General features: G+C 54.7%; 12 protein-coding genes. 7 read left to right on the forward strand and 5 right to left on the reverse strand.

The window, feature by feature from the left end:
• Positions 1–4: 4 nt before the first annotated feature.
• The 5 genes from FRY97_RS10315 (at position 5) to FRY97_RS10335 (ending at position 4,799) form a co-directional block, all read left to right on the forward strand.
• The gene (locus FRY97_RS10315; protein ID WP_147167447.1) at positions 5–976 is read left to right on the forward strand and encodes an AAA family ATPase; all 972 of its coding nucleotides are present in this window, start codon (positions 5–7) and stop codon (positions 974–976) included.
• 502 nt (positions 977–1,478) lie between these two features.
• A complete protein-coding gene (locus FRY97_RS10320; RefSeq protein WP_147167448.1) occupies positions 1,479–1,967 on the forward strand; it encodes a hypothetical protein in 489 nt (162 codons plus the stop codon).
• 295 nt (positions 1,968–2,262) lie between these two features.
• On the forward strand, positions 2,263–3,342 hold the full coding sequence (locus FRY97_RS10325; protein WP_147167449.1) for a DUF4837 family protein: 1,080 nt from the start codon (positions 2,263–2,265) through the stop codon (positions 3,340–3,342).
• A gap of 74 nt (positions 3,343–3,416) precedes the next feature.
• The gene (locus FRY97_RS10330; RefSeq protein WP_170254583.1) at positions 3,417–4,037 is read left to right on the forward strand and encodes an RNA polymerase sigma factor; all 621 of its coding nucleotides are present in this window, start codon (positions 3,417–3,419) and stop codon (positions 4,035–4,037) included.
• 9 nt (positions 4,038–4,046) lie between these two features.
• Positions 4,047–4,799, forward strand: a complete 753-nt coding sequence (locus FRY97_RS10335) for an anti-sigma factor family protein (protein WP_147167451.1) — start codon at positions 4,047–4,049, stop codon at positions 4,797–4,799.
• Between the two features lie 220 nt (positions 4,800–5,019).
• Here the strand turns inward: FRY97_RS10335 and FRY97_RS22340 are convergent, their stop codons facing one another.
• Complete coding sequence (locus FRY97_RS22340; protein ID WP_170254584.1) at positions 5,020–5,193, reverse strand: hypothetical protein; 174 nt, start codon at positions 5,191–5,193, stop codon at positions 5,020–5,022.
• 40 nt (positions 5,194–5,233) lie between these two features.
• A complete protein-coding gene (locus FRY97_RS10340) occupies positions 5,234–6,322 on the reverse strand; it encodes a M42 family metallopeptidase (protein ID WP_147167452.1) in 1,089 nt (362 codons plus the stop codon).
• Positions 6,323–6,591: 269 nt separating this feature from the next.
• Here FRY97_RS10340 and FRY97_RS10345 point away from each other — a divergent pair, with 269 nt between their 5' ends.
• Positions 6,592–6,942, forward strand: coding sequence for a heavy metal-binding domain-containing protein (locus tag FRY97_RS10345; RefSeq protein ID WP_147167453.1), 351 nt, complete (start codon positions 6,592–6,594; stop codon positions 6,940–6,942).
• Between the two features lie 44 nt (positions 6,943–6,986).
• Here FRY97_RS10345 and FRY97_RS10350 read toward each other — a convergent pair whose 3' ends face one another.
• Complete coding sequence (locus tag FRY97_RS10350; RefSeq protein ID WP_147167454.1) at positions 6,987–8,030, reverse strand: SDR family oxidoreductase; 1,044 nt, start codon at positions 8,028–8,030, stop codon at positions 6,987–6,989.
• Between the two features lie 152 nt (positions 8,031–8,182).
• Between FRY97_RS10350 and lgt the strand changes: the two genes are divergently transcribed.
• On the forward strand, positions 8,183–9,094 hold the full coding sequence (gene lgt, locus FRY97_RS10355) for a prolipoprotein diacylglyceryl transferase (RefSeq protein WP_147167455.1): 912 nt from the start codon (positions 8,183–8,185) through the stop codon (positions 9,092–9,094).
• A gap of 497 nt (positions 9,095–9,591) precedes the next feature.
• Here the strand turns inward: lgt and FRY97_RS10360 are convergent, their stop codons facing one another.
• Both FRY97_RS10360 and FRY97_RS10365 read right to left on the reverse strand, forming a co-directional pair.
• Positions 9,592–11,223 (reverse strand): DUF1501 domain-containing protein, encoded by a 1,632-nt coding sequence (locus FRY97_RS10360; RefSeq protein ID WP_147167456.1) that lies wholly within the window; start codon positions 11,221–11,223, stop codon positions 9,592–9,594.
• A 19-nt stretch (positions 11,224–11,242) separates the two neighbouring features.
• A complete protein-coding gene (locus tag FRY97_RS10365; protein WP_147167457.1) occupies positions 11,243–12,697 on the reverse strand; it encodes a DUF1800 domain-containing protein in 1,455 nt (484 codons plus the stop codon).
• Between the last annotated feature and the right edge of the window lie 101 nt (positions 12,698–12,798).

Raw genomic sequence — 12,798 nt, forward strand, 5'->3', positions numbered from 1 at the left:
GCTAATGGCAAATACCGCGTTAAACTCTGAAGCAAAGGCGATAGACCAGCTCGCAGCCTCTTACCAAGAACTGAGAAAAGAAATCGGACAGGTCATTGTTGGCCAGGATGATGTGGTCCGGGCTGTCATCATATCTCTGTTCAGCAACGGCCACAGCTTGCTTGTTGGGGTGCCGGGCCTGGCAAAAACTCTGCTCGTCAGTACTATTGCTGAAGTGCTCGATCTGGATTTCAAGCGGATTCAGTTTACGCCAGACCTTATGCCGTCGGATATTACCGGCTCTGAAATATTGGACGAGGACCGGCACTTCAAATTCACCCCGGGCCCTCTCTTTGCGAACATCGTGCTGGCGGATGAGATCAACCGCACACCGCCTAAAACGCAGGCAGCCCTGCTCGAAGCCATGCAGGAGCGCTCAGTTACGGTGAGCGGCGTGCGGCACAAGCTGCCCGCCCCTTTCTTTGTGCTGGCTACTCAAAACCCTATCGAGCAGGAAGGGACATACCCCCTTCCGGAAGCACAGCTGGACCGCTTCATGTTCAATATCCCCCTTGATTACCCTTCTTATGAAGAGGAGATCAATGTTGTGAAAGGCACGACTACCGTAAAAACGCACGAGCTCAGGCATGTGCTCACCGGCGAGCAGATATTGGCTTATCAGCAGCTGATCCGTAAGGTGCCGATAGCCGATAATGTGCTGGAGTACGCAGTGTCTTTGGCGACAAAGACGCGCCCGAACACTCCTCGTGCCACGGATACGGTCAACAATTATATTTCCTGGGGTGCCGGGCCACGGGCGTCTCAATACTTGGTGCTCGGGGCGAAGTGCCATGCTGCGGTGCATGGCAAATATTCCCCCGATATAGAAGACGTACAGGCTATAGCGAAATATGTCCTGCGCCACCGTATCGTCCGCAATTATAAAGCCGAAGCGGAGGGCATTACCGAGGAGAAAGTTATTGAAAGCTTGTTCTAGCCCAGGCTACTGCGGCTGGCTTTGAGCGCCCGGGCCCTGCACAATGCAAGGCCCGGGCGCTTGCGTTTATAGGCCTTTTGTTGTATTCCCGTTGCAGTGGGCTGTGCGAAGTGAGGGCGATGTGCCGCGAGGAAAGCCGGAATGCCTGGCCGGGAGAAAAGCGCAAGCCGGAAAACACCGGTCTTGGGGTGGCGGGCTATAAGCACTAGGATGGAGACGGACTAGCGCTGCGAAGGGGTGTGAAGCCCGATAGGGCCGAGCGAAGAGCGAGCCCCGTAGCATAGCGGCACCTGCCCTCAGGCAGGGGCAGGCCCCATAAGGCCTAGAAGAGGCGATAGCTTGGTTTGTGCCCCGGGGGAACGGCTGCAGCAACCGGGAAGAGGGTTCCTACTTTCAGCGTATTAAAAAATTGTGGATGCCTGGGAACTTAATTATCCCTGAGCTTGTTTTTTCGGTTACGCCTGTGTTAATTCAGTGTTAACTTAATGTAAATTATCTTGCTATGGCCTCAAAAACAAGCTATAAAGAAGTACAGCGGTTCCGCCGATGGGAAGTATTTGGGCTTCTCGGAGCCCTTATTGCCTTCACGATTTATCATCTTTATGCGACGTATGGGCACCCGGATTTTGATCAGGAGAAAGTGCTGTTGAAGAGTATGTTGATCCTTTTGATATTGGGCGGCGCTCTTGCCTATCTCTTATCGATCCGGTTGGAGTTGAAGATTGATGACGAAAAAATCCGTTACCGCTATTACCCCCTTCATTTTCGGCGCAAGAAAATTTTCTGGTCGGAGGTGGCAGACTGTGAAGTGGTAGTGTTTCCGCTGTCTGCACAGCTCAACGGCTGGGGCATACACTTTGGGGAGCAGATGATCAGTGTCAACCACTATGCAGGCATCCGCTTAGTATTGAAGAACGGTGAGCGCTTGTTCATCAGCTGTAAGGACCCGGAAGCCCTGCGGGATATTGTAGGGCGCTGCGGTGGGCGATAAGCTGCCCGGCATCCGTTTTGAGGCCCTGCGCGCTGATGTTGATAAGCCAGCCCTGATGATGTCGGGGCTGGCTTATCGCGTTGTAAGGAGCCGATATTTAGCATGAGGCCGATCGAAAAGGGCACCCGCCAAAACCGCTGTCAGGTGCATCTCCAAACATACACTCAGGCAGGGTGGCCCTGCAAAGTCTTTTGGCCTCTGCACAGGCCGGCAAACTTCTCTTATCTTTAGGTGCGCAATATTGTTTGCTTTCGGGCGGGGCGCCTGCCTGGATTTTTCAAATTGAACCAGCTATATGAAAATGCATAATCGTTTGTCCATGCTTCTGGCTTTTACGGCAGCTTTATTGGTATGGGGTTGTTCTCAGGAGGTACAGCGTAGTATGAAAGCCGTACCTACTGCGTTTGGGCAGTTGAACGAGATCGTAGTCGTGATGGACAATGAGCTGTGGGAGAGCCCGGTAGGCGATACCCTGCGGTATTACTACTCTTCAGCCTATCCACTGCTGCCACAGCCGGAGCCTATTTTTGACCTGCGCCACTTTACGCCGGAGCAGCTGGCTCAGGACCCACTGCGCAAGGAGCTGAGGACTTACATGATCGTCGGCAATCTTGGAGACGAGAACTCTGCAGCGGGCAATATGATCCGTAAGGACGTTGGCGAAGAAAAAGCCTACGAGGCCCGCACAGACAAGGCCGTCAATAATGCTGCCGGGCGCGATAAATGGGCAAAAGGGCAGCTGCTGATTTACCAGTTTGCCTACTCGCGGGATGAGCTCATCGAGGTGATCAAGTCTAACTTCCCGGCAGTGAAGAAGAAGGTGAAATCCTTTGATAAGAAAAAACTGGAGGCTTATGTTTATCTCAATGGCATCAACAACCCGCTGATCAACGAAGTGAAAGATGCAATGGGCGTGACCCTTCGCCTGCCCACAGACTACTTTATGGCCATAGAAGATGGGGAAGTGGCTTGGATCCGGAGCGAGACGGACAAGATATCGAGCAATTTGCTGCTTAAAAAAATCAAGTACGAGGATCAGGCACAGCTGAGCAAGGAGTATTTGCTTGCTGTCCGGGATTCGATCGGGCGGAAGTACATCTCCACTACGATAGAAGACACGTACATGCGGGTCAATGACGTAGACCTCCCGGTCATTTACAACACAACAAAGGTGAACGGCTATTACGCAGTGGAGGCCAGGGGTGTTTGGGAGATCGTAAACGACTTCATGGGCGGCGCTTTCATCAGCTATCTGATCTTGAACCCCAATACGAATGAGCTGCTCTTTATCGATGGTTTTCTGCATGCGCCTGGCCAGGATAAACGAGACTTCATGGAGTACCTCGATCATATTATCCACACGGTAAAATTCTAGCCTTTCATAAACTTCTATTGCCAGGAGCTGGCATAACTGCTGGACAGTCCGTATTTTTCCAAATAATGAGCAGGATGCGGAGGATAACTAGCGGAAACAAAAATACTGGGGTGCAGCAGGCGCGTACCCCGGAGGAGCTTTGGCGTTCCTGCCGGGAAAGTGGGGTAGAAGAAGATTGCAACGCCTTGGTACAGCAGTTTACCCACTTGGTACACGGTGTAGCGTTAAAGTATCTGCGGTCGGAAGCAGACCGTAGGGATATGGTACAGGAAGTCTTTGCCAATTTGTTCGCTATGCAGTCTCCCGGTGTTGTCCGGGACTTCCCCGCCTTTGTCTTTCAGACTGCCCGCAATGTAGCTGTTTCGGCCTACCGCCGGCAGCGTAAAGGCCCTGTCTTGGTTGAGGAGTCTGCTTTTTTTGATAAAAAAGAGGATGGGCGTGTGGAAAATGAAGGCTTTCTGCGTCAGCTTGGTGAAGACGATGTCAGTAAGAAGAAAGCACTATTGCCAGAGGCCATGAAATCTTTGTCTGCGGAGCAGCGCCAGTGTATTGTCCTGTTCTTCCACGAAGAACTGTCCTACAACGAAATCAGCGAGCAGACCGGGCTTAGTTACAAGCAAGTCAAAAGCCACCTGCAGAACGGAAAGCGGATGCTTCATAAGGTACTTTCCCAGTTGATGGGCCAAGGGCGCTAAACGTGAAAAATGGATTCAATTTTTAACCGTACTACCAACTGCCTTTCCCGAAAGGAGATCAAAGCATATTTGAGCGGTACCCTTTCTCCTGCTGCTTGCCGCAGGGTGGAAGCTCATCTGCTGGACTGCCCGCTCTGCGATGCTGCTGTAGAGGGCTACCAGGCCATACCAGAAGCGGATGCAGAACGGGAGCTGTCGGCCCTAAAAGCTTCCCTCCTCAGCGCACGAAAGGCAGGGGCACCGCCCCGGCAGCCCTACCTGAACCGCTTAGCGGCAGCGCTGCTGTTATTGGTGGGGCTTATTGCGGTATTCAAGTACAGCATCGGCAGTTTTCACGAACGCGTGTTTGCTGAAGCGTTCCAGCCCATGCCTTCCGGGTATACCATACTAAGGAGCGCCGCCGTCCCGTCTGTATTGCAGGGCAAGCCAGAGCTCGTTACTGCGCTAAAGTTTTACCAGGCAGAGGAGTTTGGGAAGAGCATCCCCCATTTTGAAAACTACCTCAGCTCACAGCCTGATGACCCTAAGGCACAGCTGTTGCTGGCCAATGCCTTGTTAGGCGACTGGCAGGCGGAAAGGGCATTAGGTTGGCTGGAAAAAATCGACTCCTCCTCGGTTGGGGCAGGCGCGCTGAAATGGTATACGGCCTTGGCCTTGGTCCAATTGGGCCGGCTCGATGAGGCCCGTCAGCTGCTTCAGGAGCTGGGTACAGAAGTGGCTTTTCAAGCGCGTGCAGGGCAGCTGTCAGCGCAGTTGGAGTAAGGGCAGCGGTATGGTCAAGATAAGCCCCGCCGCCCATTTCAGGGCTGAGAGGCCTAAGGCTCGCCTGCCCCAGGGGGCTGAGGGCCGCTGTGTGCGGCCTGCCTCCGTGGCGGAGCAGGCGCTGTGGATGATGTAGCTGGCAGGCTGGGCAAAAAGTGCACTATAGGCTGTGCCGCCGGCTCGCCCAACTTTAAAATAGGCAAGCATCAGGGCCACACCGCTAACTGCTCAGCACGCGATAGCCCATAAAACCCAGTATAAGCAGTACAAGCACCGCAAACAAAGCGCTCGCTCCATTTTCGAAAAGCCGCTCAATATCAGGCAGGTACTTAATAAAAAAGTAGACTGCGGCACCGCCAATGACAATGCTCAGGAAGGTTTGCTTGGCATTCATGTTTTCCAGTGGTATTAACGCGAAGATACGGCCAGCCAAGTTAAAGGAAAGGGTAGGCGGACGGATGCTCAGGTGCAGCACCGCCAAAGCTCCAGTCGTGCTGATCCAGTTCTGATACACAGGCCGTCAGCAAGTCGATACAATGCTTGACATCCGCTTTATTGGCCATTTCGATCGTCTGATGCATATTGCGCAACGGTATAGAGATAGCGCCTGCAATAGCCCCTTTCTTCCCGTAGCGCTGCAGCCCTGCTGTATCTGTACCTCCCGCCGGGAGTATCTCCGGTTGCCAGGGTATGCCGTGCCGCCCGGCGGTGTGCTTCATATAATCTACCATACGATAATCGCAGATAGTGCTACCGTCCATAATTTTTATCGCAGCGCCCTTCCCGAGGGCGGTCACCTGCTCGTGGGCCTGAGCGCCCGGCACATCAAAAGCGATGGTAACATCCAGCCCGAAGCCAAAGTCGGGGTCAATATGGTGTGCGGCGGAAATAGCCCCCCGGAGCCCTACCTCCTCCTGCACGGTGAACACGGCGTACAAATCATAAGGCAATGTTTTTCCTTTTAGCGCGCGCAGGGTTTCCAACAAAATGAAGACCGACACACGGTTGTCCAAAGATTTGCTGTTTACACAATCGCCAATCTCTATGAGCTCCCGCTCCCGGGTGACCGGTGCACCTACATAAACATGCTTCAGGGCCTCTTCCCGGCTCATGCCCAAGTCGATATAATACTCGCTGATCGGCAGCTGCTTATTGCGCTCTTCTGGCTTCATGAGGTGTATCGGCTTGGAGCCCATTACCCCTACCAAGTCTTTCTTGCCATGTACGATCACCCGCTGTGAGGTCAGGGTTTTGGGGTCAAAACCGCCCAAGGTATGGAAACGGAGGAAGCCGTCTTCGTCGATGTGGGTAACGATGAAGCCGATCTCGTCCATATGAGCAGCTACCATAGCCCGTTTGCCCTCCTGCCCTTTCCTTATGGCCACTACATTGCCCATCGCATCCACAGATACCTGGTCTGCAAGTGGTTGCACTTCTGCGAGGACAAGTTCCCGGATGCGCTGTTCGTATCCAGGTGCGCCCGGCGTTTCACAGATTTTTTTGAGTAAATCGACGTTGATCATTTGTTGTTGAAGTTTGAGCTTTGGGGAGTAAGCGCAATGGCAGCGCTCCTTTTGACCGTGCAAGATACAGGACTACAGCTGCTTTTCCGATTGAACGCCCTTAAAAATTGGCGCAAAGGGTTATGTTTTAAAGCAGTTGCAATTGAAGCCTCCGTTTGGCAGTACTTGGGCGCAGTTGCTTCGAAGCGCCTTCCCTAATGCTTACCTTTGCGAAGGTAAGCCCGAAGAATGGGCAAACCTCTTTTTTGTCAGAAAATACCAATTACGTTATGACAGTATGGAATTTCACCAGAGCCCTTGGGCTTAGCTTGGCACTTGCCGCCGCGCTCACCGCTTGTGGGGGCGATGCCGCCAACAGCAACGCTAAGGAGGAGGGCACGGCACAAGCCAAAGAGCAGGGCATGGAGTATACGGCTGCTTACATTTGCCCTATGCACTGCGAAGGCAGTGGCAGCGATCAGCCCGGCGAGTGCCCGGTATGTGGCATGGATTATGTGAAGAATGAGGGCGGAAAAGCCCCAGCTCAGCCTGCTGAAGAGGGCGGCCACGATCACAGCCACGACGGCCACGATCACAGCCACGACGGCCACGATCACAGCCACGACGGCCATAGCCATTAACCCAGCTGGCCGGTCTGCATAGCCTGCGCGGTGCAGGCCGGCCTTTACACCAACTGTCCATCGAGGATTTGCCGGGCGTGGTCTTGCAGGGTTTCGGGCACAGGCCGGTAGGCTAGGCCAAGGGCTTCCCGGCTCTTAGTATTGTCAAATGCAATAGGGAAGCCAATGTTGCGGCGCAGATACTTCCAGGAAAAACCAAGGGTGGGGCCCACCGCCAACAGCAGCAAGCGGGGCAGCTTCCGCTTGGGCAAAGGGAAGGGGCCGCCGGGCATGCCCTGAAGCATCTGCGCCATCTCTAGCGCACTGTGGGCAGCGGCGCAAACAATGTGCCGCCCCTGTGCATCCGCCCTGAAAGCGGCTTCGATATGTGCTGCCGCAACTTCCCGCACATCCACCACTCCAAAGTACAAGTCAGGTATGCCTGCACGGAATTTTCCTCTTAAGAGGGACACCATGAAATCCGCGCTCGTCCCGTCTGTACGGTTGCTCAGGGAAGGGCCCATAACAAAGCCCGGATTGATGACGACAAGACGCCATTGTTCCTGTGCATCGGCTATGGCCCATGCTTCCCGCTCTGCTATGGTCTTGGAGTAAGGGTAGGGCTGATGCTCAGGCGATGAGCTTTCGTTCCAATGTGATTCATTAAACTTGCCGCCGGGCACTTTCTCGGCTTCGATCCCATCTCCGAAAATAGCGGCCACGCTTGAGGTCAGCACAACCCGCTCTACCGTCCCCGACCGGGTACAGCTATCTAGTACATTGTGGGTCCCTTGCAAGGCCGGCGCGATCAAGTCCCGTTCTGCGTTTTTGACATCTATTTTAAAAGGGGAAGCGGTGTGCATGACTATACGGCACCCTTCCGCCGCTTTGTCGAAAGCGCCTGCCTGCAGCAGGTCGGCTTCGAACAGCTGCAGCTGCCCAGGCAGCTCCTCCCCCATGGCTTTCAAGTGCCCCACCTTCTCTTCCTGCGAAAGGTCACGGACTGTGGCGTGTACGGTATGCCCGCTCTCAAGCAGGCGGCGGATGATCCAAGAGGCGATGTAGCCCGAGCCCCCAGTAACGAGGATGGGCATATTTTTGTGGTCCATAGTGTGCTTTTGTTCTTTTAGTACCGGAGCTCCAAGAGAACGTAAGGGCGAGGGCAAGGTTGGCGGCCGCCCGGAAAAAATAAGCCCGGCCGGGCGGGTATTCCCGGGAAACATCCCTAATATTGGGCTTCATCAAGAAATCTAAACCGCTCATGTCTGATTTGCTGGCTTTTATCACCTGGAATGCTTCACCTGAGATTATAAGTTTGGGGCCTATCACCCTGCGGTGGTACGGGCTGCTTTTTGCAGCAGGGTTCCTGGCCGGGCTTTATATCGTCAAAGCCATGTTCAAAGAAGAGGGGGCGCCTGAGGAATGGCTGGACAAAATCTTCATCTATATGGTTGTCGGGGCGGTCTTAGGCGCCCGGCTCGGGCATGTCTTTTTTTATGACTGGGATTATTACTCCCAGCATCTTGCCGAGATACCTATGGTCTGGAAAGGCGGCCTGGCGAGCCATGGCGGGGCCATAGGCATCATACTCGCCCTTTATATTTTCTCTGTCCGCGAATCGAAGCGCTCGGTGCTTTGGATTTTGGACAAGGTGGTGGTGCCTACCGCTTTAGCAGGCTGCTTTATCCGTTTGGGCAACCTGATGAACTCTGAGATTGTGGGCAAAGCGACGGATGCCCCCTGGGGCTTTAAGTTCCCCCGCCATGAGACAGGCCTGTGGGAGCGCTGTCAGGCCTGTGCGGAGCGGACTGGGCAGCAATGCATGGAGGTCGCCCAAATGGCAAGTGGTGATTTCTGTGTGGAACTGGCCCAAGTCCCCGCCCGCCATCCGGTACAGCTGTATGAGTCTATGAGCTACCTCCTTACTTTCTTCCTCCTATACTGGGTATACTGGAAAACAGATATGAAAGAACGGCAGGGGCGTGTGTTCGGCCTGTTCTTGGTATTGGTACTGGGCGTTATCCGCTTCGGGCTGGAGTATTTCAAGACCAGCCAGGGCGGCTTTGAGTCTGTGGTGAATGGAGAATTGAGCACCGGGCAGCTGCTCAGCCTGCCTTTCCTCGCTATAGGGCTCTTCTTTTTGTTTCGGCCTGCCGGCAAAGCCAAGGCTTAGAGATGCTAACATAGCACCTCTTAACCTTTTTGCCTCAGCAGGGGGCTGCGAGCTCAGCACCGGGTTTTCAGATGGCTCTGCTGCTGCCCGTACGCTATGTTGTAGCTGAGCAGTCAGTTAACGTGCAAAAGCAATCGGGCGCAAACCAGATTGTCGCTTTTTTGGGCCTGCCCCTGCCGCAAGGATGAGGGGCCTGCCCCTGCCCGATGGCAGGTGCCGCTATGCTCCGGGGCTCGCTGTCCGCTCGGCCTTATCAGGCCTGCCGCCCCTGCGCAGCGCTAGGCCAATGCCAGCCTAGTGTCTTAAGCCATAAATCTCTGATACTTAAGTTGAAGTTGTCTTCCGGCTAATCAAGGCGAAGGTTCGCGACTTTAGCCCGAGCTAAAGTCGCGGTTCTTTAACGAAGAGTAGGCGGAAAAGAACGAAACTTGGGGTGGCAAGGATTTATGGCTTGAGGCACTAGAGCCCGAAAAGCTTAAACGTCTGCGACATTTTGGTTAACGGGCAAAAGCAATCTTGCCACTGTAAGCCTGCCCTTGCACGGTGATCCGGTATACGTAATAGCCCGCAGCAAGGCGCACAGCAGAAGCCCGGAAGGCCTGCCGGTGCTGTCCTGCTGGCTGCCAGCCCCGGAACAGTTTGCCTACCGGCTGCCCAAACATATTGAACACTTCTACCTGTACCTCTGCCCCATGCGGCAGCACATAATAGATGGCGGTTTCCTCTCGGCTCTCCGGCGCAGCCCAGTGCCGGATACGGGCTGCGGGCAGATCAAATACCGGCGTGGGCGCACAGCTAATGCCTAGGCCGCCCATACGCTCAAAGTACTGCCCCATCACCTCATCAACGGTACTGTGGTCTACGCACAGCCATTTTTCCAATACGGTAGCATAAATTTGCCGGAAATCTGTCCCAAACTTAAGGTTGCCGGCATCGTCCACATCATGCATGTCCGGATTTTGCCCCAATATGCCGTTGCCATTGAGCGCGGGGCCAAAGAGGAGCATACAGGACGCTGCCCCGTGGTCGGTCCCGTTCGAAGCGTTCTGTTCGATACGGCGGCCAAATTCAGAGAAGCTCATGCAAAGGACATCTTCGCTGCGGTTGGCCGCGGCCAGGTCTTCATAAAAGGCTTTCACGCTCTCCGCCAGGTTGTTCATCAAGTTGGCATGCTGATTGGCTTGGCCCGCATGAGTGTCAAACCCATCTAGGGTGACCATATACAGCTTGGTATCTAGCCCGCCCTTGATGAGGCGGGCGACGAGCGCGAGCTGCCGCCCTAGATTGTTGGGGTAGTCATTGCTGTTCTCAGCACTATTGTAAGCCTGAGAAATGACCTCCGCATAGCGGAACGTGTTATTGGCAACAGTGCGCAAATAAGCGATCTGCTCCCCATAATAGCACTCAGGCACAGAGAGCGGGTCATAGAGCTCACCATTCTGTGCGATTTCGTAAAGCGCCTCGGGGTCTTCCACCTGTACGCTCATATTGTTGCCCATGCTGTCGTCGAAGACATAAGTGCCGCTCCCTCCAATCTGAATGGCCGGGGGCGCCTCGGGCGGGTCGGTGATGAAATCGGGGAACTGCCCTTCCAAAAGACGGCCAAGCCAGCCGCTTGTGTCCATCACCTCACTATCGCTGCCAGTGGCCCAGATGTCTGTAGACCGGAAATGGGAAAGGTTCTGATCAGCATAGCCTACACTATTGACCACCTTCATCTGGCCGTCCTGCCACATATCAGACAGCCCGCTCATGTAGTTGGGCATGGCAAATGCGCCATTGAGGTTCAGGAGCTCACTTTGAGGGATGTGGATGGAAGGCCGGGCGGCCTGGTATGTCCCGTAATCAAAAACAGGGATGATGGTGTTGAGCCCATCGTTCCCGCCTTTGAACCGGATAAGGACAAGCGCCCGGTTGGTATTGGCATTGGCCAGCCCCCATGCCAGCGGATTGTTGGCGAGCGCGGCCACGGGAGTGTTGCCCAAGAGCATAGCCCCGCCAGAGAAGAGCCCCAAGTTGCGCAAAAAGCTGCGCCGGCTCCGGAAGTGATGGTCTCGTTCGTGGGCCTCGCCGTGCTCAAGGGCACTGCCATGGGGTATAGAATCGGTTGGTTTATGGTGATTGCACATGATGCTCAGGATTTAGGGTTTAGGAAAGCTGGAATTCAGGAAGGCGGGCAATGTGCCGCAGTAAGAAGGCCATTTGTGCGGGCACAGTGTCCCAGTTGAGGTTCCACTCTCCAGCGTCGTAATAATTTTGTGGCACTTCCCACTTGAAGACGGCCGCTGCCCGCTCATAATCTGCCGGCTCGCCCAGCCCCCCGCTAATGAAGTGGCCGACAACGGCGTGGGTCACCTCATAAGGGTCAATGGAGTTGCTGCTCAGGTCCTTTGCCAACTGAACGAGCACCTGAGGGTGAAACTGGTAAGCCTGGAAGATGAAATAATCGAGGCTTTGCCACCGCCCGGTCAGGGCATTGGTGTCTATCCAGTCCCGATTGCCGATCCAGCCTTTGACGTCAGGTGGGGCGAACAGCTGTTGCCCGAGCTCGGCCGAGAGAAAGCCAGTGACCTGTAGCCGTTGAGGGCTGACGGGCAGCCGGCTCTCCCGTAGCATACCGAGCATAAGCTCTACCGGGCTTTTGATCTGTGTGCCGATGACCGCTTCGTCAAAAAAATGCTCGCTCTTGAAGAGCTGCCGGAATACAGGCTCCAGCTCAAAGTCATGGTTAAGGAAGGTCTGAGCCAGCCCGGAGACAATATCCTGCTGTGCCTCAGGGTGCACAAAAGCTTGGTATATTTTAGTGCAAATGTGCTGTGCCACCTGTTCGCCCCGCTCGGCAAAGAGCAGGTCGTGCACATCATCATACCCCCAGTTCCCGGTCTGCCCAAAAATAGTCTTTGGGGTGTTGTCAAACAGGAGGGGCACAAAGGTGATGGGGTTGCAGAAAGGGGGCGAATTGATGCCATTCCACCCGGTGAGGGCGCGGGCTGTTTCGGCAATATCCTGTTGGGTGTAGCCATTATCGAGCCCAAGGGTAAACAGCTCATAGAGCTCCCGGGCATAGTTTTCGTTGGCGTCAAAGCGCGTGTTCTGAACACCGTTCAGGAAAATGAGCATGGCCGGAGTGCGCCCCATCTCATGGGTGAATGCCTTGAAATTGCCCAGCGCGTGCTGCCGCAGGAGGGTAGTATACTGATAGAGGTAGCTAGGGCAGAGGTAAGTATCGAACCGGGTTGCGAAGTGGCTGTGCCAGAACAAGGCCAGCTTTTCGCGAAAGCCATATTCATGCATACGGCCAAGCCATTGTACGGTCCATTCCAGATACTGCTCAATGCGCTGTTCATTAAAATCGTCATAGTCATCGGTCGACCAGCCCGACCACTCCGGAGGGCCAGGCAGCGGCAGGGCTGCGGCTTGGCCCAGCAGTTCGTCTACCAGCGCGGCTGGGTTTTGAGATAAGGCTTGCTCTAAGGTTTCCGGTGCGGCGCCAAACCCCAATCTCCGGAAGAGGTGCTGAGCTCGGCTGCGGTCCCACGGGGCACTGCTGCTGGGCTGATAGGGGGCGAGCGTGCCGGTTGCACAGTTTTCGGCTATCATCATATCTGGGCAGGGTTTTGGATTTAGAAATGGGGCAGGGCGCCCCGTTTAGGTTCTATGACGAGCGCATGGCGCTCTGGTTTAAATCAGGAAATAAAAAGTTG

It is taken from the genome of Phaeodactylibacter luteus (assembly GCF_007993045.1).
Taxonomy (GTDB): Bacteria; Bacteroidota; Bacteroidia; order Chitinophagales; family Saprospiraceae; genus Phaeodactylibacter; species Phaeodactylibacter luteus.